The sequence below is a fragment of the Bacillus sp. M13(2017) genome (assembly GCF_002218325.1).
Taxonomy (GTDB): Bacteria; Bacillota; Bacilli; order Bacillales; family Bacillaceae_G; genus Bacillus_A; species Bacillus_A thuringiensis_K.
Window position 1 is genome coordinate 338,955 of sequence record NZ_KZ268502.1, and the last position, 25,812, is coordinate 364,766.

Below are 25,812 nucleotides of genomic sequence, written 5' to 3' on the forward strand. Positions count from 1 at the left end.
GCGTTAGTCTATTCGTTAAATGTTTTTATAAAAATAATAGGATTTCTTATTAAATGAATATATAGGATGGTTTGTCTAAAAAAAGGACAGGGGACACAGATTATGTCAAAGCAGAAAAAGAGTAGGGTATTAGTAGCTGGTATTTGTATATCTACATTATTATCACCAGTAGCTTTCGAAGCATCGAAAGGATATGCGGCGCCTTTGGAAGAGAATAAGGGCGGGCAGTTGGAAGAGAGTAAAGAGAATCGTTTGGAGCAGAGAACGTTTCATTTGCCTGGGAAAGGTAGTATTGAAGAAGAGCAAAAACGCTTAAAAGTACGTTATGTACTTTCAGCGAATGAACCAACTGGAATTTATGCTGGTCCAAATGAAGAAATTAAAATTGAAATAAAAGGAACGCAATCTATTAAAGCGTTCATAGGAACGAAGTCATATGATGAAAAAGGGTTTGAAGAATTTGAGTTAAAACCTGGTGAAAATAATATTTCATCTTCAATAGGTGGAATACTATATTTTTATAACATGAATAATGATGGCGAAGTAACAGCTTCAGTTATTCATGGAGGAAGTCATTTTCCATTATTTATCTTAGGGAAGCACACAAAAAAAGATTGGGATGCAATGTTAAAGAAGTATAAAAATCCTTATGCAGTTGAATTGAAGGGTGAGAGAAGTTTAATTACTGCAAGTCCTGAAGCAGTGGAAAACTATATGGGAGAGACGGATCCAGTAGAATTAATGAGGCTACATGATAAGATTATTCGCTTTGAAAATTCTGTAGCAGGATTATCTGAAGATGGTATAGGGGTGTCAAAAGCTCCAAACCACTATATCCAATTTGTTGAAAAGAGAAAACCAGATAAAGATGATTGGATGTTTGCTACTCATTATCATACAGGGTATGTTCCAGAGACTATGGATAGGGTTTTAAATATAAAGAGATTACAAGGAGATGGCTGGGGACCGTGGCATGAAGTAGGGCATTTACATCAGCAAGCTCCTTGGTTTTGGTCAGGTGTAGGAGAAGTAACAGTAAATATATATTCATTATCGGTTCAAAGAATGTTAGGCAATAAATCAAGTCTAGAAGAAGATGGTCATTATAAAAAAGCTTTTGCTTACTTAGATAATCCTGATGCTCAAAAAAATATGGAAGAATTCGAGAAACTAGTAATGTTTTGGCAACTTGATTTAGCTTATGGAGAGCATTTTTACCTTAATTTACATCAAATGTATCGCTTATTACCAGAATCTGAAATGCCTGCTTCAGATGAAGATAAAAAGCAAATGTTTATTTATATGGCATCGAAAGCGGCTAAACAAAACTTAGTACCGTTTTTTGAGAAATGGGGATTAGGTCCAAATGATGAGGTTAGAGGGAAAATCGAAAATTTAAATTTACCTAAATTAGAAAAAGAAATATGGAAAGCAACAGATAGTAATATTATTCGTGAAAAACAAGTGAAACCATACGGCGGGCTTCCTTATGGTGAAGCGTCTAATGTGGTACAAGATCTCATCGTTGGTGCGAATTTTAATGAAAATCTAGCAAATAGTCTTGTTCAAAATTTAGGTGAAAATGTAAAAGTAACAGGTAGAATTATGTGGCTGGATTTAAAGGTTGGAAAAAGAGCGGTATTAGTAGAAATTGAGGATGAGAAAGGACAGAGGAATTTCATTTCTGTTCCAGTTAACAGTCTTTATAGAGATACTATGGTATTTAAAGGTTACGGTGATGAGGTAAATTCTGTTATAACGCTCCTTCATGATGAAAAGAAAATCAACGTTTCTTTCGTTGGTAATGAGTTCCATGAGCGCTTTAAAAATGAAAAGTATGTAGGGATTACCTTATATGATAAGGACGGAAATGAAAAGAAAAATATTTCTATAGAAGGTCAAGAAAATTCTAAAAAAGTTGCTTTGCAACTTGAAGGTGTTGAACTTCAATATGGCGATATTATGAAAGTATATCATGCAGAACCAAGTCGTTTCGATTGGTATCAAAGTAATAAACTTGTAGAGCAAGGTGGAGCTAAGAATAAAAAAGAAAAGTTCTTTAAGATTACTCCACAAGGATATGAACTAATAGACGGTATACAGGAAGTAGAAGCAGTACCGCAAAAAGTAGTAATCGGGGCAGACGCTGAAAAATTAGAGGCGAACAACTTTGTTCAAGTAAAAGGTGGAGAAGTAATTGGTTTTGTAGAAAAACCGAATACAATGAAAATCGGTGAACAAAAAGTAAAAGTGGAAACGAAAGATCGTTTTGGAAATAAGAAAGTGACGGAAGTTCCATTAGAAGTGACATATGGAGATAGTTTACTTGTATATGGGTTAAGCTATGATGGTGACGATATGAAATCAATTATAACGTTACATCAGGATACGAAAAAAATGAGTGCGACAGATACGGATAATTTGATTCATGATTACTTTGGAGATGAGAAGTATTTTGAATTCACCTTGTACAATAAAGAGGGAAAAGAGAAGAAAAATATAGAGGTAAAAGGCTTGGAGAATACAGAAGCTTTTGCCAAGGAAGTAAATGGGTTAGCATTTGAATATGGAGATGTGGTGAAAGTATACCATGCAGAGTCTTCACGTTTACATTGGTATCAAAAAGGTTTATATGTGGGAGAAGGAAAAAATAAAGAAATAAAAGAATTATTCTTTGAAATTACTGAAAATGGATTTGAAAGATTAGAAGCTCTGCAGGAAGTAACGGCAGTACCACAAAAATTAGTAATTGGAACAGACGTTGAAAAATTAGAAGCAAAAGATTTTGTGCAAGTGAAAGACGGAGAAGTAGTTGGATTTGTAGAAAAACCGAATACGACAAAGATTGGTGAACAAAAAGTAAAAGTAGAAACGAAAGATCGTTTCGGAAATAAGAAAGTGACGGAAGTTCCAGTAGAAGTAACTTATGGAGATAGCCTATTTGTATATGGATTAAGTTATGGTAGTGACGATATGAAATCGATTATAACGTTACATCATGATACGAAAAAAATGAGTGCGACAGATACGGATAATTTGATTCATGATTACTTTAAAGATGAGAAGTATTTTGAATTTACTCTGTACAATAAAGAAGGAAGAGTGAAGAAAAATATAGCGGTAAAAGGTATGGAAAATACGAAAGCTTTTGCCAAGGAAGTAAATGGATTAACATTTGAGTATGGAGATATGTTGAAAGTATATCATGCAGAATCTTCACGCCTACACTGGTACAAAAAAGGTGTATATGCGGGAGAAGGAAAGAATAAAGAGATAAAGGAACTAGTCTTCAAAATTACTGAAAACGGCTTTGAAAGAATGGAAGCTGGGCAAGAAGTAACAGCAGTACCACAAAAAGTAGTAATTGGAACAGACGCTGAAAAATTAGATGCAAAAAACTTTGTTCAAGTGAAAGATGGAGAAGTACTCGGATTTGTAGAAAAACCGAATACAACAAAAATTGGTGAACAAAAAGTAAAAGTAGAAACAAAAGATCGCTTTGGTAATAAGAAAGTGACGGAAGCTTCATTAGAAGTGATGTATGGAGATAGTATAGTATACCAAGGTGTGGCTGATGTAACGCGTTCAATCGTTACCTTAAATCATGATGCGAAGAAATTACATGCAACATTTACTGATGGTGAAATACATTATCGTTTTGTAAATGAACAGTATATAGGACTTACGGTATATGATCAAAATGGAACCGAGAAAAAGCATGTAACGGCAGAAGGACAAGAGACTTCAAAGAATTTTGCTGAGCAAGTAAATGGTATGATGTTCGAGTATGGTGATGTAGTAAAAGTGTATCATGCAGAATCTGATCGTTTAAGTTGGTATAAAACTGGTGAGTTAATTGGAAAAGGGGATGCGAAAAAATTTAAAGAGATTTCCTTCAAGATTACTCAAAATGGCTTAGAGCAAGTACAATAATAAGAAAAAGCTCGTAAAACATAATGTTTTACGAGCTTTTTTATTATTCAGCTTCAGAAACTACTGTGAAGCGTTCGTTTACATGTTTTGGATTTTCGATTTCATCAAGTGCTGCTACTGCGAAATCTTCGTAACTTACGTAGCTATCACCTTTTGCGTTAACAAGAAGGTTGTCTTTACCAGCTTTGTAAGAACCAGTGCGTTTTCCTAATGCGAATAGTGCAGAAGGGCTGATGAATGTCCAAGTGATATCATTTGTTTGTTGTAAGATTTCTAAGTTTTTGCCTTGGTTTTGAGCTGTTGCAAGGTATTCGCCTGGGAAACCTGGTGTCTCAAATACACGTGTTGTTTTCTTTTCGTCTACAAATAAGCTTCCAGCGCCGCCAACTACAAGTAATTTTGTGTTAGGTGCACCTTTCATCGCTTCAATTAGTACGTTTCCTGCATCTACGTGAAGGTGTTCTTGTCCTGCTGGAGCACCGAATGCATTTACAACTACATCGAATGCTTGTAGGTCGTTAGATGTAAGAGAAAATACGTCTTTTTCTAACACTTTTACGTTTTCTTCTGTAATTTTTGCAGCGTTTCTTACGATTGCAGTTACTTCATGTCCGCGATCTAATGCTTCTTTTAAAATACGACTTCCTGCTTTACCAGTTGCTCCGATAATTCCGATTTTCATAATAAATCCCTCCAAAGTGTTTTGTTAAAGTGTATATCTCAAAGTGAATGAATGTATTGTAATTAGGTTTGTTACAACCTGTTGTAATCATTATAGTTACAGGTTGGTGTTTTTGTCAATGGGGTTGTTTGTGAATTTATTTTTTGTTTTAGTATGCACAGTTAGAGGGAGGGCAGTCATAAAGATATTGTTACTGCGAGCCTGGCTAATATTTGGAAATTGCAAATTGTCGAAAAATGTTGATTTTTGAATGTTTTTTAAATATAATTCGTTTTATGGAGAAAAGGAGGGGTTAATTGTATGAATATTTTAGAGCAATTTGTTTCATCAACGAATACAATTCTTTGGTCATATATTCTTATTGCGATGTTAATTGGTTTAGGTCTTTATTTTTCTATTAAATTGAAATTCGTACAAATTACTCATTTAGGGGAAATGGTTCGACTAATGAGTGATGGATTAACTGGAAAGACGCGTAAAAAAGGTAGTGTATCTTCTTTCCAAGCGTTTTGTATGAGTTCAGCAGCTCGTATTGGTATCGGTAACTTAGCTGGTGTAGCGTTAGCTATATCTATGGGAGGACCTGGCGCGGTATTTTGGATGTGGGTTATTGCGATTATCGGGGCTTCTTCAAGTTTTGTAGAAAGTACGCTGGCCCAAATTTATAAAATAAAAGATGGCAGTGGCTTCCGTGGTGGTCCTGCTTATTATATGGAAAAAGGTTTAAATAAACGTTGGATGGGAATTTGGTTCTCTATCCTTATTACAATTAGTTACGGTTTAATTTTTAACTCAGTACAAGCGAATACAGTAACATTAGCATTTGAAAATGCATTTGGTTTAGAGCGTTATATTGTTGGTATTGTATTAGCTGCATTAGTTGCGGTTATTATTTTTGGTGGTGTAAAAAGTATTGCACGTATGTCGGAAATGATTGTTCCGCCAATGGCGCTTATTTATATTGCGGTAGCTATTTTTGTTGTTATTAAAAACTTCTATTTAATACCAGATGTGTTTACGGAAATCTTTAAAGGTGCATTCGGTTTAGATTCAGCTGTAGGTGGCGGTATCGGCGCTGCGATGAAATACGGTATTCAGCGCGGATTATTTGCGAACGAAGCAGGTATGGGTAGTGCGCCAAACGCGGCAGCGACGGCTGATGTAACGCATCCAGCAAAACAAGGTTTTATTCAAACAATTGGCGTATTAGTAGATACATTCTTAGTATGTACATCAACAGCATTTATCGTACTATGTTCTGGTGCATATAAAGCAACAAATTTAGAAGGTATTGAGTTAACGCAAAATGCATTAAGTTCACAAATCGGTCCATGGGCAAGTAGCTTCTTAGCGATTATTATTTTCTTATTTGCATTTAGTTCTCTTTTAGGAAACTACTATTATGGTGAAACGAATATTGAATTCATTAAACAAAGTAAAACGTGGTTAACGATTTACCGTATTGCGGTAGTAGGAATGGTATTATTCGGTTCTGTTGCGACGCTTCAAGTTGTATGGAATATGGCGGATCTATTTATGGGACTAATGGTAATCACAAACTTAATTGCGATTACACTTCTTGGACGATTTGCGTATGCTGCATTGGCAGACTATGTAAGACAAAAGAAACAAGGAAAAGATCCAGTCTTCAGTGCAGATTCTATTCCTGGCTTAACAAATACAGAGTGTTGGGATAAGTCAGCAGTAATGGATAAAGAAAAAGCAGTATAATGAAAAGGCGAGCATCGAGATGAATTCGATGCTCGCCTTTTTTGTTGTAGTAAATGATGAAAAGGGTGAGAGGTAATTATTAATATAACTTTTTTTGTTTGTTCCTCTCGTTATTTGTGGGGAACGTACTATTTTAAAAGTATGACTGGTCGAAGAGGATAAGTGATTGAGTATTGGATAAATGCATGTGATGGCTATATTTTTATGTAAAAAAACATATACGTTAAGATATTTGACATACTCATGTCATAAAACCTTACATAAAGTTCTTGATTACTTAAAGTTTTTAGAATATAATTTTCTTATTGTTAGGAAGAGGGGGCAATGCAAATATGGATTTTTTAGCTAAGGTAATTGGGGATGTAAATAATATCCTTTGGTCATATGTCATTATTGCGATGTTAATTGGGTTAGGGCTCTATTTTTCATTTCGTGTGAAATTTGTCCAAGTTCGTTACTTCGGTGAAATGATTCGTTTGCTTGGGGATGGAGCAAGCTCGAAAACGAGAAAAGCGCAAAAAGAGAAGAGCGGCGTATCATCATTTCAAGCATTTTGTATGAGTACAGCTTCTCGTGTAGGTACTGGTAACTTAGCTGGTGTAGCTATTGCAATCTCAGCAGGTGGTCCAGGAGCAGTATTTTGGATGTGGTTAATCGCGGTAATTGGGGGTGCTTCTGCATTTGTAGAGAGCACATTAGCGCAAATTTATAAAGTGAAAGATGGGAATACGTTCCGTGGTGGTCCAGCGTATTATATGGAAAAGGGTTTAAATAAACGCTGGCTTGGAGCTATTTTCTCTGTATTAATAACAGTAAGTTTTGGATTGATTTTTAACGCTGTGCAATCTAATACTGTAGCAGCTGCTTTTGATGGAGCATTCAAAACAGATAGTAGATTAGTAGGTCTTGTAATGGCTGGTTTACTTGCAGTTATTATTTTTGGCGGAGTAAAACGAATTGCTCGCGCGGTTGAAATGATTGTTCCAGTAATGGCAATTATTTATGTAGCAGTGGCATTATTCGTTGTTGTAACAAACATTACGGCAATTCCATATGTATTTAAAGAAATTTTCTTACATGCTTTCGGAATTAAAGAAGTAGTAGGCGGAGGATTAGGAGCTGCGATTTTATTAGGGGTAAAACGTGGGTTATTCTCAAATGAAGCAGGTATGGGTAGTGCGCCGAACGCAGCAGCAACTGCAAACGTAACGCACCCAGTTAAACAAGGTTTCATTCAAACTTTAGGGGTATTTACTGATACATTATTAATTTGTAGTTGTACAGCATTTATTATTCTTTTATCAGATGTGCATAATGCAGCTGATTTAAATGGAATTCAATTAACGCAGCAGGCGTTAAGTCAACATATCGGTCCATGGGCTTCTATATTTGTAGCAGTTGCGATCTTCTTGTTTGCATTTAGTTCATTAGTAGGTAACTACTACTATGGTGAAACGAATATTGAGTTCTTAAATGGAAGTAAAGTGTTATTAAATGCATACCGCATTGCTGTACTTGGTATGGTTATGCTAGGATCTGTAGCGACAATTCAAATCGTTTGGGATGTAGCAGATTTATTCATGGGTATTATGGCTGTTATTAACTTAGTGGCAATCGTATTCCTTTCTAAGTATGCCTTTGCAGCATTATCAGATTACGTAAAGCAAAAGAAACAAGGAAAAGATCCAGTCTTTTATGCGAATTCAATTCCAGGCCTGGAAAATACAGAGTGCTGGGAAGAGCAAGTAGCTGATAAAGAAAAAGCAGTATAATGAGGTGAGCATCAAGTGAAACTTGATGCTCATTTTTTGTTTTATCCATATATTTGTTGGGAGTAAAAGACGAACATTAATGAGTGTTTTATAATAAAATGTAATTTTTTTAAGGAAAGTGCGGATGTGAGATGTGATTTGTGTTAGAATGATAAATGCCTTTGAAACAAGAGGTTTTATGATTTTTCCTATTCGATTGAAGGTTTTGGAGGAGAAATAGAAAGTTCGGATTATTTCTTGTTTTGAGTGGTCAGACGTTCAACGTTAATGAAGAGTTAAATGGAGGATTTTATTAATGAAGTTTGTTATGTTCCTTGTAGGATTACTTGTTGTATTTGTACTCGGTTTTCTTATAAGTGCCGATCGAAAGAAGATTAAGTATAAACCAATCGCAATTATGCTTATTATTCAGCTAGCATTATCTTATTTCTTATTAAATACGCAAGTCGGTTATATTTTAGTAAAAGGAATTTCAGATGGATTTGGGGCACTTCTTGGATATGCGGAAGCTGGAATCGTTTTCGTATTTGGTGGTCTTGTTAATAAAGGAGAGGTTTCATTCTTCTTAACAGCGCTATTACCAATCGTATTCTTTGCCGTTTTAATCGGAATTCTGCAACACTTTAAAATTTTACCTGTATTTATTCGTGCTATTGGTACGTTGTTAAGTAAAGTAAATGGTCTAGGAAAACTAGAATCATATAACGCAGTAGCAGCTGCCATTGTTGGACAAGCGGAAGTATTTATTACAGTAAAAGATCAATTAAGTAAAATCCCAAAACATCGTTTATATACATTATGTGCATCTTCTATGTCGACGGTGTCGATGTCAATCGTTGGTTCTTATATGAAAATGATCGAACCGAAATATGTAGTAACAGCACTTGTATTAAATTTATTTAGTGGTTTCATTATCATTCATATTATTAACCCGTACGATATTACAGAAGAAGAAGATACACTGAAATTAGAAAATAAGAAAAAACAATCATTCTTTGAAATGCTGAGCGAGTACATTATGCTTGGTTTCACGATTGCGATTACAGTAGCAGCTATGTTACTTGGTTTCGTAGCATTAATTACAGCAATTAATAGCTTGTTTGATTCCGTGTTCGGTATTACATTCCAAGCTATTTTAGGATATATTTTCTCACCATTAGCATTCGTAATGGGTATCCCACAAGCTGAGATGGTAACAGCGGGACAAATTATGGCAACAAAATTAGTATCAAATGAGTTTGTTGCGATGCTTGATCTTGGAAAAGTAGCTGGTGATTTATCGGCTCGTACAGTTGGTATTCTTTCTGTATTCCTTGTATCATTTGCGAACTTCTCATCTATCGGAATTATCGCAGGTGCAACGAAAGGTATCGATGAAAATCAATCAAATGTTGTATCATCATTTGGTCTACGCCTTGTGTATGGTGCGACATTAGTAAGTATTCTATCAGCGATTATCGTTGGTGTTATGTTATAAAGTGAAACTTTAATCAGTGGGTGGCTTTATCCCCCGCTGATTATTAGCCCTCACCAATCGGGGTAAAAAAGGATGGTCCTAGCTCATAGCTAGGGCTATTTTTATGGTAAAATTGCATGAAAAAACCAATTAATTAGGAATATATTAACATATAAAAATCTTTTAAAATTTATATTGCATTTCGTCTAGATAACGCTTACAATTTGATTTGTAGGTGGTATCAATTTCAGACTTTCAAATATGGTAGGAGAGAAGAGGCTACCTTTTATAAATTGCAATTTATGTAAACGCTTACTGATTTTAGATGACAGTTGAATAGTATTTAGGGGTTTTAAATTTTTTTAACATCAATGGTCAGACGTCATTCGTTATACGTTATACGTTATACGACCAATAACTCATGGGAGAAGTGGAGGATTCACATATGAAAATAGTAATGTTTCTAGTCGGTTTACTTGTAGTATTTGTACTAGGTTTCCTTATCAGTTCAGATCGTAAGAAAATTAAATATAAACCAATTGCACTTATGCTTGTCATTCAATTGGTACTTGCGTATTTCTTACTAAATACAAAGGTCGGATTTGTATTAGTAAAAGGGATCGCAGATGGATTTGGCGCTATTTTAAAATTTGCGGAAGCTGGGGTTAATTTCGTATTTGGTGGTCTAGCAAACGATGGACAAGCACCATTCTTCTTAACAGTATTATTACCAATTATTTTCTTAGCAGTATTAATCGGGATTCTGCAACATATTAAAGTTTTACCGATTATCATTCGTGCAGTCGGTTTCCTATTAAGTAAAGTTAACGGTTTAGGAAAACTAGAATCATATAATGCGGTAGCAGCTGCAATCGTTGGTCAAGGGGAAGTATTCATTACAGTAAAAGATCAACTAAGCAAATTACCGAAAAATCGTTTATACACACTTTGTGCATCTTCAATGTCTACAGTATCGATGTCAATCGTCGGTTCTTATATGAAAATGATTGATCCAAAATATGTAGTAACAGCACTTGTATTAAACTTATTCAGTGGATTCATTATCGTTCATATCATTAATCCATATGAAGTAAAAGAAGAAGACGATATTTTAGAATTACAAGAAGACAAGAAACAAACATTCTTTGAAATGTTAGGCGAATATATTATGCTTGGTTTCTCAATCGCTGTAACAGTAGCGGCGATGTTAATCGGTTTCGTAGCATTAATTACAGCAATTAACGGTGTATTCGATTCAATTTTCGGAATCACATTCCAAAGCATTTTAGGATACATCTTCTCACCATTAGCATTCGTAATGGGTATTCCAACATCAGAGATGCTACAAGCAGGACAAATTATGGCAACAAAATTAGTAACGAACGAATTCGTTGCAATGCTTGACCTTGGAAAAGTAGCTGGTGATTTATCAGCTCGTACAGTAGGTATTTTATCTATCTTCCTTGTATCATTTGCGAACTTCTCATCTATCGGAATTATCGCAGGTGCAACGAAGAGTATCGATGGCAAACAAGCAAACGTTGTATCATCATTCGGTTTAAAACTTGTATACGGTGCAACGTTAGTAAGTATATTATCAGCGATTATCGTTGGGGTTATGCTTTAATAAATTAAGAAAAGCAATGAGCGTGGGCTCATTGCTTTTTTTGTTTAACTTGCTTTATCCAAGTCTCTTTTAAAACGTGGTTTCTCTAAATAAGTTCCCAGTCTCCACGCATATTCCACTGGCCCCATTCGGTATTTTTGGAGCCAATAGGTGCTAACGAATAATTGAATCGTATAAATTCCGATGGTTAAAAGAATACCGAAGAAATAGCCAATTTTCCCGTATAAGCCAAATCCATATGCGTAAAAAATGGTTGTTGCGATAATAGATTGCGCTAAGTAATTACTAACGGACATTTTCCCCATGTTCGCCATGTATGTTAGGAGACGAGTCGCTTTTTTATAATGGAATAATAAAATAACCGTGCTTCCGTAAAAGAAGGTCATAGTTACTGGTGTAAGGCCATCTTGTAGCATAATTAAAAGCGGGTGCTTTACGAACATAGCTAAGATTTTAATTGTAAAAGAGAAGAGACCGGTGGCAAACCATATTTTTTTGATAGCAGGTATATGTTTACTGACCTCAAATAGCCAGCCTTTTTTCCCTACATACATTTCGAGTAGGAACAGTGGAGACATAAAAATTATTGCGAAAACTGATATGAAAAATAATCCGAATGCACCGTCAATTCCCATGTAATCAAAAGGATTTTCAGTCAATCTAAAGTTGACGTGATCCATATAGCTTCCAGTTTGATGGACTTTATGTTCTTTTTCAGTATAAGGTGCAAAATCATCTATATTTGTAGATGGATCAGTTTGATAAGACATAAGTGTAATAAGTGCGAGTAGAATAATCGCCCAAATGAGCAAAGTTTTCGGTTTTCGATTGATGAACATCATTAAGAAAATCCCGATTATTCCGTATGCAAATAAAATATCGCCCTCCCAAACAAAAGTGCCGTGAATGTAGCCTAGTAGTAAAAGAATGATAATACGTCTTATGTATGTGGGGAAGAATTTTTTTCCTTTTGCGATAATACTTTTTTGTAACAAAATAATGCTAAGCCCAAATAGAAAAGAAAATAGGGATATAAAGTTATGTGTGCCGAAGAATTGAATAAACCAATTAGCGCCTTTATCAAGATCGCCGAATAGATAAGTTGGTTTTTCACTGGTGAAGAACCCGAATTGAATTAATGTCATATTGACTAGTAAAATGCCAAACAAAGCGAAACCACGAATTGCATCAACAGCTTCTACACGTTGATTCATTTTTCCTCTCCTCGTATATTCGTTTTTATATTGAAAATAATACCATTTTATAGCTGGCACTATGTCAAATATGAGGAAATTTAAGGTGATTTTAAGATAGAGAGCAAACAAAAAAATCACCTTAATACATGTATTAAGGTGATTGAAATATTATTCAGCTGGAGGCGTAAATGTACGTTTCTCTAATTCAGCATCTAGCATAAACAGTGCGTTTGAATCGCTTGTAATACGTTTTAATTTTTGAATGATGCTATCGAATGAAGCTTCTTCTTCCACTTGTTCGTCAACGAACCATTTTAAGAATGTAATTGTTGCATGTTCACGCTCGTCCCAAGCGATATCAGATAAGTTATAAATACGCTTCGTTACTTCACGCTCGTGTTCAAGTGCGATTTCAAAAGCGTTTAATACAGATTCGTATTCGTTATTCGGATTATCAAATCCAGTAATAATAGCACGCTCTCCGCGGTCATTAATATAGTTGTAAAGTTTCATTGCGTGGAAACGTTCTTCTTCAGCTTGTACAAGGAAAAAGTTAGCGAATCCATCATAGCTCTCCGCTGTACAGTAAGCAGCCATTGCCATATAAGCATGGGCAGAGTAAAATTCAAAGTTCATTTGTTCATTTAATGCGTCGTGCAATTTTTTTGATAACATAAAATCCCCCTTAGTATTGTGACAAGAATATTATACCATAATTGATAATATTCTCATTTGGATGTCTCGAACCTTTTCGAAAGCTTTGTGACGTGTGCGTCCATAATGTCTTGTAAGTCTAAATCATATTTTTGCGAAAGAATAATAAGGTTAGATAGTACATCACCAAGTTCTTCTTTTAGTTCTTGTTTTAGCTCTTCTTCTGTTTTCGCGTCTTCATCAGGACGATCACGACCGATTTCGATTGCGCGAACAACGCGTGAAACTTCTCCAACTTCCTCTGTTAAGAAATTTAACCGAATAAAAGCATTATACTGTGACCAGCTTCGTTTTTCGTAAAATTCCTCAACCCATCTTTGAAATGCAACGATATCCATTTCTTTCTCATCCCCTCAATATGTTGTACAATGTTCATTGTATCATAACAATATATAGTTTCGGGGTGTAAGAATGAGAAAGATTTGTGTGTTTGCAGGTTCAAATTTAGGGGAGAGACCAGAATTTAAAGAGCAGGCAATTCAGTTAGGTAAAATGTTTGTTGAGAACGACTATGAGCTCGTATACGGTGGTTCATGTGTCGGATTAATGGGAGAAGTAGCAAACGAAGTTCTTCGTTTAGGTGGACGTGTAACAGGTGTTATGCCGCGCGGTCTATTCCGAGGAGAAATTGTGCATACAGGATTAACAGAATTAATTGAAGTAGAGACGATGCACGAACGTAAAGCTAAAATGGCAGAGCTTGCGGATGCTTTTATTGCGCTTCCAGGCGGATACGGAACGTTTGAAGAACTATTTGAAGTTGTATGTTGGTCACAAATTGGTATACATAATAAGCCGGTTGGTTTATTAAACATAAAAGGTTTTTACGGACCAATTTTGCAAATGGTTGAACGTGCAGCGGAAGAAGGATTTATGAATCCATCAAATAAAGAATTAATCGTTTCAGCAGAGACAGCAGATAAACTAATTCATGCAATCCAAAATTATGAGCGTCCTGTTTTGGGAACGAAGTGGAAGCAACTATCATAGCAAATACGGAAACACATGTCGTTTTAATTTAAGATGGCATGTGTTTTAAATTGGTTAAATATGTTAATGTTGAGATATGATGTTTTTTGGAAAAGGAGAAATTGATGGAGGAGTTTGTGTATTTACGTCCTGTTTTTAAAAGTATTTTAGCAGCGTCTATTCTTGTTATGCTAATCGTTTCAACGCAGAAGAAAGAGCTAATTAATGAATTTTCGCTTTGGTTTATTTCGATATTGTGTATCGGTGTTTCGGCGATAACACTCTTTATGATTGGCTTTATTGTTGATGAGTATAATTTGGCTGGAGATCCACAATCGTTTTGTATGTTTATTGCGATTGGTTGTATTAGTGGCCTGAATTTCATTATTTATTACAGAAGGCAATAAAAGAGGCATTCCATATTACTTTGGAATGCCTTTATCATTTTGATTACTTTGTTTTTTATACAGGTACCAGCCACCCCAGCCGCCACCAATTGCTACGACAACGAGGAAAGCATAGTCCTTAACCTCGACACGTATATTGAAAATATTAGCTATAAGTAAGAGAATCCCAACTGTTATTAACGCAAAAAATGCTCTAATTAAGTAGTCTTTCAACTGAACCACTCCCGTCATTTAAGTAGTAAATGATGAATTTGGAAAAGCTTTTTGGATCTATGATACTAAAGGGTGTTTCCTATATTTTAACATAGATGAGATTGTAATATAGTGATGAAAGTGGAGGAGAGGGGCGCTGATATTGTCGTGATTTGTCGGCAAATTGATATCCTTTGTTGAATCGTTGATATATTGCGGGTAATGATTGATATAATGAAAAAATCGTTGATATATTTCGAGTAATGATCGATATATTTGAAAAATCGTTGATATAATTTCGTGTACCGTTAAGTGCAACCATTACAGAAAAAAGCGACTCTGAGCGAGCCGCTTCCGCTTTTAATGATATCCAGCTCCAGCGGCTAGAACAGTCGGTTGTTTCACTCCTTCATTCGAGGCAAAAAGCGCCTCGTAATCAGGAGTTCCAACACCCTCCTGTTCTAAGCGAGCCGCTTCTGCTTTAAAGTAATATCCAGCTCCGGTAGCTAGAATGTTCGGTGGCTTCGCTTTTAGATGATATCCAGCTCCAGCGGCTAGAATCTCCGGTCATTTCGCTCTCTCGCTCGAAGCAAAAAGCGCTTCAAGGTCGAGAGCTCCAATGCCCTGCGATTCTGAGCAAGCCGCCTCCGCTTTTACATATTATTGATTCAAGAACGCACGTAGCATCCAAGCGTGTTTTTCTAGTTCTGTGTAGATGCCTAGTAGTAGGTCAGATGTCATTTCATCATCAGAGTCTTGAGCGATTTCCATGCCTTTTTTCAGTTCGACTAGCATCATTTCGTAGTCTTTCATGATTGCTTCGACCATCCCTTCTGCAGTTTCTCCGTATGCTGCTTCTTGAATAGAAGATAGTTCTAAGTATTCTTTCATTGTTGCTACTGGTTTGCCGCCAATTGCTAAAATACGTTCTGCAATTTCATCGATGTGAGTAGCTGATTCTGTGTAAAGTTCTTCGAATTTCTCGTGTAATGTGAAGAATTGAGGTCCTTTTACGTACCAATGGAAGTTGTGAAGTTTTGTGAATAAAACGCTCCAGTCTGCTACTTGTTTGTTTAATACTTCGATTACTTGTTTGTTCATTATGATCAATCTCCTTTTGAGTTGTTATGTGATATCAATTACTAATTTATAATTATTATAATCTAGTAATCTCTATAAATCAACCCTTTTGCTGGAATTAATTTGAACAAATTATGAACTGTTGTAAATAAAAATCCCTATTACTGTGGAGTAATAGGGATTTTGTTTAATATATAGCTCTTGTTCTAAACGAGCCACTTGTGCTTTTAGTGATATCCAGCTCCGGTGACTAGACCAGTCGGTCATTTCGCGCCTTCCTGTGAGGCAAAGAACGCCTCTTCGTCAGGAGCTCCAATGCCCTCCTGTTCTGAGCAAGTCACCTCCGCTTTTAATTAATATCCAGCTCCAGCGGCTAGAATCTCCGGTCATTTCGCTCTCTCGCTCGAAGCAAAAAGCGCTTCAAGGTCGAGAGCTTGAAGTGTCCTGCGATTCTGAACGAGCCGCTTCCGCTTTTATTTGTTAAACAGCCTTTTGTTTTTCTTCTACATCCTGTCCATCCCAGCACTCTGTATTCTTTAAGCCAGGGATAGAGTTTGCAACGAAGACAGGATCTTTTCCTTGCTTCTTTTGCTTCAAATAGTCTACTAATGCAGCGTAAGCAAATTTGCTAAGGAATGAGATGGCAATTAAGTTTGTGAATACCATTAGTCCCATGAATAAATCAGCTAAACTCCAAACTGTTTTAAGAGCAGCAATTGATCCGAAGAATACCATTCCAACAACTGCAACACGATAAATCATTAACCATGTTTTGCTTTCTTTAATGAATGCAATATTTGTTTCACCGTAATAGTAGTTTCCTAGAAGTGAACTGAAAGCGAATAGGAAAATAATAATCGCTAAGAAAGTGCTTGCCCACGGTCCAATTTGTGAACTTAATGCGTTTTGTGTTAATTCGATACCTTCTAAATTTGATCCTTTGTAAAGTCCAGAACATAATACGATAAATGCTGTTGATGTACATACTAAGAATGTATCTACGAAAACGCCTAACGCTTGAACAAGTCCTTGTTTTACAGGGTGAGATACATCAGATGTTGCGGCTGCATTAGGAGAACTACCCATTCCTGCTTCTGTCGCGAATAAACCGCGCTGAATTCCGAACTTGATTGCTGCTCCAATACCACCAGCGATGGCTTGGTCTAAACCGAATGCACCGTTAAAGATTTCCATAAAAATGCTTGGTAACATACTGAAGTTGTTAATAACGACAAAAATAGCCACGCCAATATAAACGATTGCCATTGGCGGAACAATCATTTCTGTAATACGTGAAATGCTCTTAATACCACCAAAAATAATGACTGCAACTAATAAGGCTAATAGAGCTCCTACGATCGTTCGCTCTAGTCCAAAAGCATTTTCAAACGCTATTGTTACTGTATTCGCTTGTACTGAATTGAAAATTAATCCGTACGCAACTGTAATAAGAAGTGAGAACCAAACACCCATCCAACGTTTGTTTAATCCTTTTTCCATGTAATATGCCGGCCCACCACGGAACCTGCTACCATCTTTTACTTTATAAATTTGAGCGAGCGTACATTCTACGAAACTAGTAGCTGCTCCGATAATTGCGATAAACCACATCCAAAATATTGCGCCAGGTCCACCCATTGAAATTGCTAATGCTACACCGGCTAAGTTTCCGATACCGATACGTGCTGCTGCACTTAAGCAAAATGCTTGGAATGGGGAGATGCTATCTTTCTTTTTTTCCTTTCGATTAAACCCTTTACTAATTAAGCTGACCATTTCACTGAAATGAGTAATTTGGACAAATTTTAATTTAAAAGAGAAGTAAAGACCGAAGCCGATTAGCATTGCAATAAGAATATATGACCATAAAATATTATTCGTTACCTCAAGGAATCTGCTAAAGATATCAACCATATAATACACTTCCTTTTTTTCGTAATAAGAAAATTATATGCAAAAAATATACGAGAATCAATTTTTCTAAAAAATCATGTTACTTAAATCATTTTTGTGTTATGATTATGTTACATAATAATATTTTTAGAATTATTTACATTTTAAAAAACTAAATTTAAAGCGAGAAGGTGGGGATAATTTGAAAGAAGATTCTTTATTGAAAGTAAGCCTTGAGAGTTTGAAAATGAGAAGTAATATATTTTTTATCATTACATCTTTAAGTATCTTTTTAGGGTCCACTTATTATTACAATAAAAGATTTCCAAATCACAAATATCCTGAGTGGTTAGAATTTCTAAAGCTGATTGGATGAATAAAAGACAGAAAAACAGAAAATTAAAATAAATAAGTTATGGAGGAGCTAAAAATGAATATTAGAGAAAGTGAACTTCCGGGTATTGGTTATAAGTTTCAAATCGTTACGAAAGGTAACGAAAAGATGGTAATTGTTATTCATGATGATGGACGTAGAGAAATGTATCATTTTGATTCAGACCATGAAGAAAGCATCTCAAGTATTTCACTACGTGACTCAGAGGCAAGACAAATTGCAGCAATATTAGGTGGAATGGTATATAAGCCTAGGGCGTTAGAAAATGTTGAGATGGTTTTTGAAGGTTTAGCAATTGAGTGGTTTAAAGTAGAGAATACAGCTCCAGCAATCGGAAAAACAATTGGCGATCTTGAAATAAGAAAAACATATAGCGTAACGATAATCGCAGTTATGAAGAAGAACATGAAGAAGCTATTTAATCCAGGACCAGAAACAGTAATTGAAGAAGGAGATATGCTTGTAGTTTCAGGTGAGAGAGAAGAAATTAAAAAAATCATTAATGAATTACTTTCAAATAGGGGGGACTGATTAGATGGATACGTTAATTTTTGAAGTTGGTACAGCTTTAGTTTTAGTGGCAGTTGCAGCAGTAATTGCTGGAAAATTTAAGTTCTCAGTAATTCCTTTTCTAATCGTTCTTGGAATGTTAGTAGGACCGCATGCACCGACAATAGGTGTTATCAATCTCAAATTTATTGAAAGTGCAAGTGTAATTTCCTTCCTTGGACGAATTGGGGTTCTATTCCTTCTATTCTATCTAGGATTAGAATTTTCAATGAAAAAACTAATTAAATCTGGACGCTCTATTGCGATTGGCGGAACGATTTATATTTTAATTAACTTTTCACTTGGTTTGTTATACGGATTTATAATGGGATTCCCATTACTAGAAATCTTAATTATAGCGGGTATTATTACGATTTCTTCTAGCGCTATCGTTGCTAAAGTGTTAGTGGACTTAAGAAGAACTGGTAATAATGAAACCGAATTAATTTTAGGAATTATTATGTTTGAAGATATATTCCTTGCTGTATATTTATCAGTTGTTTCTGGTTTAGTACTAGGGGATCACGCTTCCTTCTTAGGTGCCCTTACTTCAATTGGAATTGCTTTAGGATATATGCTTCTATTCTTTATAGTAGCTAGAAAGGCTACGCCGTTATTAAATAAATTGCTCAATATTAGCTCAGATGAAATCTTTATTATTGTAGTATTTGCTTCTTTATTCTTCATTGCTGGTTTTTCAGAAACAATTCACGTTGCAGAAGCAATTGGAGCACTTCTTCTAGGATTAGTTTTCTCTGAGACAGAGCATAGTGACCGAATTGAACATCTTGTTGTTCCATTTAGAGACTTTTTCGGAGCTATTTTCTTCTTCAGCTTCGGGTTAAGTATTGATCCGTTCTCATTAGGCGGAGCGATATGGTTAACGTTAGGCGCTGTCCTTCTTACGATAATCGGTAACTTTGTAGCAGGAATGATCGCGGGAAGACAAGCTGGATTATCTCATAAAGCATCAACAAATATCGGATTAACAATCGTTTCAAGAGGAGAGTTCTCCATCATTATGGCTAATATCGGTATCGCCGGTGGCTTAATGTCAGTACTGAAACCATTCTCAGCACTATACGTGCTTATACTATCCATTTTAGGCCCACTTCTGACAAAAGAGTCGAAGAATGTATATAAATTCTTAAATAAAATCTTTAAGTGGGATACGAAAGCTACAAAAATTTAAAATTTAGAAGAACCTATGCTGATATAGGTTCTTTTTATTGTCATTTTTTTAGGGTAAGAGAATACGTTTAATATTTACCATATTGTGGCATACATATAGAAAAAGGGTGCTTGGAAAGGGGAATAAAGAGAAATGGAACTCCAGTTTCAAAATGTATATCAACAGGTAGAGAATTGGTATGTGTTGGATTCGGAGCTTCCTTGGGATGTCAAAAAGCTAAGAGAGGATTTATTTTCTCTTATTGAAGTATGTAAAACGCCCGTTATTTTTTGTGATACGTGTGATGCAAACGATGTGCTTCTATCATTAGGGGAAGAGGAAGAAGAGTTTCTATTCCCAGTAGGTGGTTTTTATCATAAAGAAAAACAATTAATTTTCGTTTGTATGTGGGAAGAGTATGAGCAAGTTCTCAAAACGCTACTGCATGAATTTCGCCATGCGATGCAGCATAAGAGAGATATATTGTATGTGGGAAGTGAACGGTACGAAGAGCGATGGATTGAAAAAGATGCGAGGAAGTTCGCGGAGAGGAAATTGGATGAATATAAGAGTAGAAAGTTAATGTAAAGCATAGTGGAGAAATAGCGCTGTGCTTTCCTTATACTTATTAAAAATAAGTATTTGACTTTTATTAAGTTTAGTTCTAAACTAATGATATGAAACGAGCGAGGTGATGAAATGAAAACAGAGGATAGACTAGGGCTACTATTATGGTTTCGTTTGTCACGTTTTTATAATAAGAGTATTCGTGAGACGAATCAGCACTTAAAAAAATGGAATGTATCTGCCGCCCAGTTTGATGTGTTAGCTCAAGTTGGAGGACATGATCGTTTAACGCAGCAAGAACTTGGAAATAAGCTATTTGTTACGAAAGGAAATGTAACGCAGCTTTTAAATAAAATGGAGCAGCTTGAGTGGATTTTGCGTGAACAAGAGGGTACTACGAAATATATTTCTTTAACAGAAAAGGGAAGAGCTTTATATGAGGAAATCGTCCCACCTCAAGAAACGTTCCAAGCAGAGAAGTTTCATAATTTAAATATAGAGGAACAAAAGCAATTATTAAAACTACTAAAAAAGTTACAGTAAGAAAAAATTTTAGAATAAATCTCGAATTCGAGATAGTATGAGGTGAAGGATATGTTTAGAAAAGTTGATCATAAAAATATGGGCAGAGCAAATCATGGTTGGTTAAATACACATTTTCATTTTTCTTTTGCCAATTACTATAATCCAAATAATATGAACTTCGGAGCGTTACGTGTTATTAATGATGATCTAGTAGCGGCGCAAACTGGTTTTGATATGCATCCACATCGTGATATGGAGATTATTTCTTACGTTGTAGATGGTGCTTTAACACATGAAGACAGCATGGGAAATCGCGGAACGATTGAGCGTGGACATGTTCAATATATGAGTGCTGGTACGGGTGTATTTCATAGCGAGCATAATTTAGGCGATGAAACGCTGCGTTTATTACAAATTTGGATTTTACCAGACCGTGCAGATCATAAACCAAACTACGGTGAGTTTAAATTTGATTGGAGCAAGCGTGAAAATGAATGGTTCCATATGGTGTCTTCAGTAGAAGGAAATGCACCAATTCAAATTCACCAAGATGCGAATTTATATTCTTTATCATTAGAGGCTGGAAAAGAAATTCATTTTCCTGTGAAAGAAGGCCGTCAATTGTACCTTGTACAAATTGAAGGAAGCAGTGTAATAAATGGTGAAACATTTGTTATGCGGGATGCAGCAGAATCTGTAGGAGAAGATATTCACATTCAAGCGAAAGAGCAATCACACTATTTAGCAATTGAATTGAAAAAACAATAAAATGCGTAAAAAAAGAGGACATCCTATCGGATGTCCTCTTTTTTTGATTGGAATTGTCTGAAAAATGTTTCTCAAATTTTCGGTAGAGGTATGAGCTGTAAAAATCAGAATTGTATAAAAGTGTCAAAAATCTTTATGGGAATGGGGAATGTTATAGTGAAAAAGCAAGTCATTTCATCAGCATTAGCGTTAACTGTTATCGCCGGGGGATTTGGAGCGTTTGGGGCAACGACAACGAAAGCGGAAGAACAAAAAATTCAATATCATCAAGAATTTAAAACACCTGCATACATAGGTGAAGAATGGAAAGCACCGGAAGGACTAGATAAAAAAGAGACGGTCTTTCAATACTTAGAGAGTAAGAAAGATATGTTTAAATTAGCAGGAAATATTGAAAAGCATTTTAATATCGTTGGAGAAGAAAAAGACGCTGAATCTGATACGACACATGTGAAGCTAGTTGAGAAACATAATAACATCCCTGTGTACGGTTCTGATCAAACTGTTACACTTGATAAAGAGAACAATGTAAAAGCATTCTTCGGACAAGTTATTCCGAATTTAGATGATAAAAATATTCCTGCATCTGCAAGCATTAGTGCGGAACAAGCAGAAACAATTGCAAAGGCAGATATTGAGAAAGAAATTGGTAAAGTAAAGAGTTATGACGGTGTGAAAAAAGATTTATTTGTATATGAAAAGGACGGTAATTACTACCTTGCATACTTAGTTAAGGCATCGATTTCAAAACCAGCTCCAGGATATTGGCATTATTTTGTTGATGCAACGAATGGAAATGTTATTGAGAAATATAACGCTGTAGATAACATTACTGGATTTGGTTACGGAGTATTAGGTGCTAGACAATCATTTGAAATTGCTCAAGATACGAAAACAGGACAATTCAACTTGTTTGATGGTAAACGAGGACAAGGTGTTCACACATTTGATGCAGAAAATATGGACGAGAACTGGTTTAATTTATTCTCACAAATTCTTGGATATACAGGAGAAGAAGTTGAAAGTAAATCTAAGTTCTTCGAAGATAAAGCTGCAGTTGATGCGCATGTAAATGCAGGAAAAGTATATGATTACTACAAAAAGACATTTAATCGTAACTCTTTCGATGATAAAGGTGCGAAGCTTATTTCAACTGTTCACGTAGGGGAGAGCTGGAATAACGCAGCTTGGAATGGTGTGCAAATGATGTATGGTGATGGCGATGGAAAAACATTCATTCCATTATCTGCTGGACTTGATGTTATCGGTCACGAATTAACGCATGCTGTAACTGAACATACAGCAAACCTTGTTTACAAAAATGAGTCAGGGGCGTTAAATGAATCGTTATCTGATATTATGGGTGTTATGGTTGAGAAGAAGAGCTGGGATTTAGGTGCTGACATTTATACACCTGATAAACCTGGTGATGCGCTTCGCTCTCTTAAAGACCCAGCGTCTATTCCAAACCCATTAAAACCAAGTGAAGGTTACCCAGATCACTATAGTAAACGTTATACTGGAACAGCTGATAATGGCGGCGTTCATATTAACAGCAGTATTAACAATAAAGCTGCATACTTAGTATCTGAAGGCGGAGATCATTACGGCGTGAAAGTAACTGGAGTGGGCCGTGAAGCGACAGAAAAAATTTACTACCGTGCTCTTACGAAATATTTAACTGCAAACTCTGACTTCAAAATGATGCGTCAAGCTGCTCTTCAGTCAGCTGAAGATTTATATGGTAAAAACTCTAAAGCTGTACAAGCTGTAACGAAAGCTTATGATGCAGTAGGTGTAAAATAATAAGAGAAAAGACCTGACATCCTAGTCAGGTCTTTTCTTTATCCCACTATCCGCAAATGATGAAATTTTCACTTTATTTAGTCGCGAATACCTAATGCGATTTTCGCCATACGTGACATACGTTCTTTCGACCAGGGCGGATTCCAAACGACATTAACTTCTATTTCATTAACTTCAGGTACGTTCGTTGATAATACTTTTTTAACGTCTGATACGATTTGCCCAGCCATTGGACAACCGATAGAAGTCATAGTCATCGTAATGACAGCATTATTATTTTCATCTGCTGTAACATCATACACTAATCCAAGATTAACGATATCAACACCTAGTTCAGGGTCAATAACAGCTTCTAAATTGGCAAATAATTTATTTTCAAATGCTTCTTGTGACATAAGCAGCCCCTCCTACATTTTAATGATATCGATTCTCATTATAACGGAAATGAGCATAATGTGCAGGAAATGAGCTCAAAAAAATATCCCTCTTCGCAAGAGGGATATTTTTTGAACATCTATTCTGTTTTAAAATGAGATACGAGCTGATCTAACTCTTCAACTGTTTGTTTCATTTTTCTAGCAGTTACTGTCATTTCATTCATAACAATAACTTTCTGTTCAGCAGATTGTGCCGTTGCGGCAGTTTCGCTGGATACTTCAGTAGAGATAGAAGCGATGTTATTAAGTGAAGCATTCATTTCTTCAGCACTTGCAGCCATTTCTTCAGCAGTTGCTGATATATCTTGCATTTGAGTAGATACTTTATTTACTTGTTCCACAATTGTTGTGAAAGAAGTACCAGCTTCACGAATAACATTGATACCTTCAAATGCTTCAGAACGGCCTTGAGACATCATAGAGCTAGCAGTTTCTGTATCATTTTGAATTTGATGTAGTAATTGATTAATGTCTGTTGCAGCTGTTTTAGATTGTTCAGCAAGTTTTCGAACTTCGTCAGCTACGACAGCAAATCCTTTTCCTTGCTCGCCAGCACGAGCTGCCTCAATAGAAGCATTTAAAGCAAGTAAGTTTGTTTGCTCAGCAATATTAGAAATAGATTGTACAGCAGTATCAATATATTTCGTATGAGTGATTAGACGTTCAACCACTTCTGACGTAGCATTTACAGCTTCATGTATCGTTGTCATTTGTGAAACAGATTTTTGGATAACGGTATTTCCATCGCTAGCATGTTCAGATGTGGCAACAGCAAGTTCCGCTACAGATGAAGCAGATTCAGCAATACGCTGAACACTTACTGCCATATCATCCATTGCAGTTGAACTTTCTTCCATACTAGAAGTTTGTGATTGAATACTTGCATTTAAGTTGGACATCGAGCTTTGGACTCTTAATGTTGCCTCACGTGATGTATTCGTTTTTTCTAGCATATTTTCAGAAGCAGTTTGTACTTCCACAGATGTTTTTTGAACACGATTAATGATATGTTGTAGGTTTTCTAACATTTTATTAAATGATGCTGCGATAGCACCGATTTCATCGTTGCTATTTACCTGTAGACGTGCCGTTAAGTCACCTTCTTGAGAGGCTAATTCTTTTAGTTTCGTGTCAATTTGTTGAATTGGTTTCACCAGTTTACCAGAGAACCACCATGCAAGAATAATTGCAACGATAATACATACAACAAGTGATAAGAAAATAACATATTCGATTAAGAGTGCAGATTGATCAATTTTTTCAATAGATTGTTCACGTAATTTAGCTTGTTCATTACTGTAGTTTGTGAAGTCACCAATTACTTTATAGACAGTTCCGTTTTCTGAAGAAGCTACTTGTAAAGCTTCTTCCCATTTTTGTTCTTTTGCAAGAGTGAATACTTTTTCTTCAACGAACTTTCTCCAAGTAGACCCTAATTCCATTGTGCTTTTTACGGACGAAGAAAGATTTGGATTAGAAAGAAGTTTATCTTTTGAATCCTCAAGACGTTTACTCATCTCATTAAACTTGTCTAATTCGACTTGATCATGTTGTAGTAAATAACCTCTTAAAGCAGAGAGCTGTACTTGATAAGCGTCTCCACGTTCTTTCAATTCTGTTGCCAGTGGAGAAATTTCTTTTTGTAATGTTTCAGCTTTACGAGATTGATCAATAGCAAAAAATAAAATAAAAGCTAAGGCGATACCAAATAAAGCACAAATCGTTCCCATCATGAACATAAGTTTTTTTCTGATACTTACAAAATTCATATGATTAAAAGCCTCCTTTGTGAAATCTTAGTATTAGAATTAATAAATGTAAAAAATTGAAAGAAAGCTTTACTCCGGTTGGAATAAAGCTTTCTTATTTCCTTTAGGAATTATAGCAGACGGAATGAGAGATAGAAAGAGATATTTTAAAGTGAAAAAAGAGAGACTGTAAAA

General features: G+C 35.7%; 22 protein-coding genes. 13 read left to right on the top strand and 9 right to left on the bottom strand.

Annotation, left to right across the window (positions count from 1 at the left end; translation table 11 throughout):
- Nucleotides 1-102: 102 nt before the first annotated feature.
- The gene (locus CGQ22_RS10875; protein ID WP_089148695.1) at nt 103-3,933 is read left to right on the top strand and encodes a putative mucin/carbohydrate-binding domain-containing protein; all 3,831 of its coding nucleotides are present in this window, start codon (nt 103-105) and stop codon (nt 3,931-3,933) included.
- A gap of 43 nt (nt 3,934-3,976) precedes the next feature.
- Here the strand turns inward: CGQ22_RS10875 and CGQ22_RS10880 are convergent, their stop codons facing one another.
- A complete protein-coding gene (locus tag CGQ22_RS10880; protein WP_000689908.1) occupies nt 3,977-4,615 on the bottom strand; it encodes an NAD(P)-dependent oxidoreductase in 639 nt (212 codons plus the stop codon).
- Nucleotides 4,616-4,915: 300 nt separating this feature from the next.
- On the opposite strand from CGQ22_RS10880, the gene CGQ22_RS10885 reads away from it, so the two are divergent.
- From CGQ22_RS10885 to CGQ22_RS10900, 4 genes are all read left to right on the top strand, one after another.
- The gene (locus tag CGQ22_RS10885) at nt 4,916-6,346 is read left to right on the top strand and encodes an alanine/glycine:cation symporter family protein (RefSeq protein WP_001022944.1); all 1,431 of its coding nucleotides are present in this window, start codon (nt 4,916-4,918) and stop codon (nt 6,344-6,346) included.
- Nucleotides 6,347-6,678: 332 nt separating this feature from the next.
- The gene (locus CGQ22_RS10890) at nt 6,679-8,118 is read left to right on the top strand and encodes an alanine/glycine:cation symporter family protein (protein ID WP_000346393.1); all 1,440 of its coding nucleotides are present in this window, start codon (nt 6,679-6,681) and stop codon (nt 8,116-8,118) included.
- Between the two features lie 295 nt (nt 8,119-8,413).
- On the top strand, nt 8,414-9,595 hold the full coding sequence (locus tag CGQ22_RS10895; protein ID WP_000673843.1) for a NupC/NupG family nucleoside CNT transporter: 1,182 nt from the start codon (nt 8,414-8,416) through the stop codon (nt 9,593-9,595).
- 424 nt (nt 9,596-10,019) lie between these two features.
- Nucleotides 10,020-11,201: a NupC/NupG family nucleoside CNT transporter gene (locus CGQ22_RS10900; protein WP_000706848.1), complete on the top strand. Its 1,182-nt coding sequence runs from the start codon at nt 10,020-10,022 to the stop codon at nt 11,199-11,201.
- A gap of 44 nt (nt 11,202-11,245) precedes the next feature.
- Here the strand turns inward: CGQ22_RS10900 and CGQ22_RS10905 are convergent, their stop codons facing one another.
- From CGQ22_RS10905 to CGQ22_RS10915, 3 genes are all read right to left on the bottom strand, one after another.
- The gene (locus tag CGQ22_RS10905; protein ID WP_089148696.1) at nt 11,246-12,415 is read right to left on the bottom strand and encodes a DUF418 domain-containing protein; all 1,170 of its coding nucleotides are present in this window, start codon (nt 12,413-12,415) and stop codon (nt 11,246-11,248) included.
- A gap of 150 nt (nt 12,416-12,565) precedes the next feature.
- The gene (locus CGQ22_RS10910; protein WP_000949398.1) at nt 12,566-13,072 is read right to left on the bottom strand and encodes a ferritin; all 507 of its coding nucleotides are present in this window, start codon (nt 13,070-13,072) and stop codon (nt 12,566-12,568) included.
- A 53-nt stretch (nt 13,073-13,125) separates the two neighbouring features.
- Nucleotides 13,126-13,449, bottom strand: coding sequence for a MazG nucleotide pyrophosphohydrolase domain-containing protein (locus CGQ22_RS10915; RefSeq protein WP_000355748.1), 324 nt, complete (start codon nt 13,447-13,449; stop codon nt 13,126-13,128).
- 73 nt (nt 13,450-13,522) lie between these two features.
- On the opposite strand from CGQ22_RS10915, the gene CGQ22_RS10920 reads away from it, so the two are divergent.
- Nucleotides 13,523-14,101, top strand: coding sequence for an LOG family protein (locus CGQ22_RS10920; RefSeq protein WP_001225751.1), 579 nt, complete (start codon nt 13,523-13,525; stop codon nt 14,099-14,101).
- A gap of 104 nt (nt 14,102-14,205) precedes the next feature.
- Entirely contained in the window at nt 14,206-14,487 is a 282-nt protein-coding gene (locus tag CGQ22_RS10925; RefSeq protein WP_000390916.1) for a hypothetical protein, read from the top strand.
- A gap of 15 nt (nt 14,488-14,502) precedes the next feature.
- On the opposite strand, the gene CGQ22_RS10930 is transcribed toward CGQ22_RS10925, so the two are convergent.
- From CGQ22_RS10930 to CGQ22_RS10945, 3 genes are all read right to left on the bottom strand, one after another.
- Nucleotides 14,503-14,700, bottom strand: a complete 198-nt coding sequence (locus CGQ22_RS10930) for a hypothetical protein (protein ID WP_000656312.1) — start codon at nt 14,698-14,700, stop codon at nt 14,503-14,505.
- A gap of 639 nt (nt 14,701-15,339) precedes the next feature.
- Nucleotides 15,340-15,780 carry a Dps family protein gene (locus tag CGQ22_RS10940; RefSeq protein ID WP_001041895.1) on the bottom strand — a complete coding sequence of 147 codons (441 nt, stop codon included), beginning with the start codon at nt 15,778-15,780 and terminating at the stop codon, nt 15,340-15,342.
- A 459-nt stretch (nt 15,781-16,239) separates the two neighbouring features.
- Nucleotides 16,240-17,673, bottom strand: a complete 1,434-nt coding sequence (locus CGQ22_RS10945; RefSeq protein WP_000227591.1) for an alanine/glycine:cation symporter family protein — start codon at nt 17,671-17,673, stop codon at nt 16,240-16,242.
- Nucleotides 17,674-18,082: 409 nt separating this feature from the next.
- Here CGQ22_RS10945 and CGQ22_RS10955 point away from each other — a divergent pair, with 409 nt between their 5' ends.
- The 6 genes from CGQ22_RS10955 to nprB all read left to right on the top strand — a co-directional run bounded on the left by CGQ22_RS10955 (nt 18,083) and on the right by nprB (nt 23,432).
- Entirely contained in the window at nt 18,083-18,577 is a 495-nt protein-coding gene (locus CGQ22_RS10955) for a cation:proton antiporter regulatory subunit (RefSeq protein ID WP_001026075.1), read from the top strand.
- A 4-nt stretch (nt 18,578-18,581) separates the two neighbouring features.
- Nucleotides 18,582-19,787, top strand: a complete 1,206-nt coding sequence (locus tag CGQ22_RS10960; protein WP_089148697.1) for a cation:proton antiporter — start codon at nt 18,582-18,584, stop codon at nt 19,785-19,787.
- 132 nt (nt 19,788-19,919) lie between these two features.
- Entirely contained in the window at nt 19,920-20,354 is a 435-nt protein-coding gene (locus tag CGQ22_RS10965; RefSeq protein ID WP_000422801.1) for a DUF3920 family protein, read from the top strand.
- A gap of 111 nt (nt 20,355-20,465) precedes the next feature.
- A complete protein-coding gene (locus CGQ22_RS10970; RefSeq protein ID WP_000845479.1) occupies nt 20,466-20,876 on the top strand; it encodes a MarR family winged helix-turn-helix transcriptional regulator in 411 nt (136 codons plus the stop codon).
- A 51-nt stretch (nt 20,877-20,927) separates the two neighbouring features.
- On the top strand, nt 20,928-21,626 hold the full coding sequence (locus CGQ22_RS10975; protein ID WP_000488930.1) for a pirin family protein: 699 nt from the start codon (nt 20,928-20,930) through the stop codon (nt 21,624-21,626).
- 156 nt (nt 21,627-21,782) lie between these two features.
- Nucleotides 21,783-23,432 (top strand): neutral protease NprB, encoded by a 1,650-nt coding sequence (nprB, locus tag CGQ22_RS10980; protein ID WP_000745128.1) that lies wholly within the window; start codon nt 21,783-21,785, stop codon nt 23,430-23,432.
- A gap of 77 nt (nt 23,433-23,509) precedes the next feature.
- On the opposite strand, the gene CGQ22_RS10985 is transcribed toward nprB, so the two are convergent.
- Both CGQ22_RS10985 and CGQ22_RS10990 read right to left on the bottom strand, forming a co-directional pair.
- Nucleotides 23,510-23,827 carry a metal-sulfur cluster assembly factor gene (locus tag CGQ22_RS10985; protein WP_000076418.1) on the bottom strand — a complete coding sequence of 106 codons (318 nt, stop codon included), beginning with the start codon at nt 23,825-23,827 and terminating at the stop codon, nt 23,510-23,512.
- A 119-nt stretch (nt 23,828-23,946) separates the two neighbouring features.
- On the bottom strand, nt 23,947-25,638 hold the full coding sequence (locus CGQ22_RS10990; protein ID WP_001012198.1) for a methyl-accepting chemotaxis protein: 1,692 nt from the start codon (nt 25,636-25,638) through the stop codon (nt 23,947-23,949).
- Nucleotides 25,639-25,812 lie beyond the last annotated feature (174 nt).

Coding starts and splice junctions, on each gene's coding strand:
- CGQ22_RS10890 (WP_000346393.1), top strand. CDS start 6,679: ATGGATTTTTTAGCTAAGGTAATTGGGGATGTAAATAATATCCTTTGG.
- CGQ22_RS10880 (WP_000689908.1), bottom strand. CDS start 4,615: ATGAAAATCGGAATTATCGGAGCAACTGGTAAAGCAGGAAGTCGTATT.
- CGQ22_RS10910 (WP_000949398.1), bottom strand. CDS start 13,072: ATGTTATCAAAAAAATTGCACGACGCATTAAATGAACAAATGAACTTT.
- CGQ22_RS10905 (WP_089148696.1), bottom strand. CDS start 12,415: ATGAATCAACGTGTAGAAGCTGTTGATGCAATTCGTGGTTTCGCTTTG.
- CGQ22_RS10875 (WP_089148695.1), top strand. CDS start 103: ATGTCAAAGCAGAAAAAGAGTAGGGTATTAGTAGCTGGTATTTGTATA.
- CGQ22_RS10920 (WP_001225751.1), top strand. CDS start 13,523: ATGAGAAAGATTTGTGTGTTTGCAGGTTCAAATTTAGGGGAGAGACCA.
- CGQ22_RS10900 (WP_000706848.1), top strand. CDS start 10,020: ATGAAAATAGTAATGTTTCTAGTCGGTTTACTTGTAGTATTTGTACTA.
- CGQ22_RS10970 (WP_000845479.1), top strand. CDS start 20,466: ATGAAAACAGAGGATAGACTAGGGCTACTATTATGGTTTCGTTTGTCA.
- CGQ22_RS10960 (WP_089148697.1), top strand. CDS start 18,582: ATGGATACGTTAATTTTTGAAGTTGGTACAGCTTTAGTTTTAGTGGCA.
- CGQ22_RS10925 (WP_000390916.1), top strand. CDS start 14,206: ATGGAGGAGTTTGTGTATTTACGTCCTGTTTTTAAAAGTATTTTAGCA.
- CGQ22_RS10945 (WP_000227591.1), bottom strand. CDS start 17,673: ATGGTTGATATCTTTAGCAGATTCCTTGAGGTAACGAATAATATTTTA.
- CGQ22_RS10915 (WP_000355748.1), bottom strand. CDS start 13,449: ATGGATATCGTTGCATTTCAAAGATGGGTTGAGGAATTTTACGAAAAA.
- CGQ22_RS10895 (WP_000673843.1), top strand. CDS start 8,414: ATGAAGTTTGTTATGTTCCTTGTAGGATTACTTGTTGTATTTGTACTC.
- CGQ22_RS10955 (WP_001026075.1), top strand. CDS start 18,083: ATGAATATTAGAGAAAGTGAACTTCCGGGTATTGGTTATAAGTTTCAA.
- CGQ22_RS10940 (WP_001041895.1), bottom strand. CDS start 15,780: ATGAACAAACAAGTAATCGAAGTATTAAACAAACAAGTAGCAGACTGG.
- CGQ22_RS10965 (WP_000422801.1), top strand. CDS start 19,920: ATGGAACTCCAGTTTCAAAATGTATATCAACAGGTAGAGAATTGGTAT.
- CGQ22_RS10990 (WP_001012198.1), bottom strand. CDS start 25,638: ATGAATTTTGTAAGTATCAGAAAAAAACTTATGTTCATGATGGGAACG.
- CGQ22_RS10975 (WP_000488930.1), top strand. CDS start 20,928: ATGTTTAGAAAAGTTGATCATAAAAATATGGGCAGAGCAAATCATGGT.
- CGQ22_RS10985 (WP_000076418.1), bottom strand. CDS start 23,827: ATGTCACAAGAAGCATTTGAAAATAAATTATTTGCCAATTTAGAAGCT.
- CGQ22_RS10885 (WP_001022944.1), top strand. CDS start 4,916: ATGAATATTTTAGAGCAATTTGTTTCATCAACGAATACAATTCTTTGG.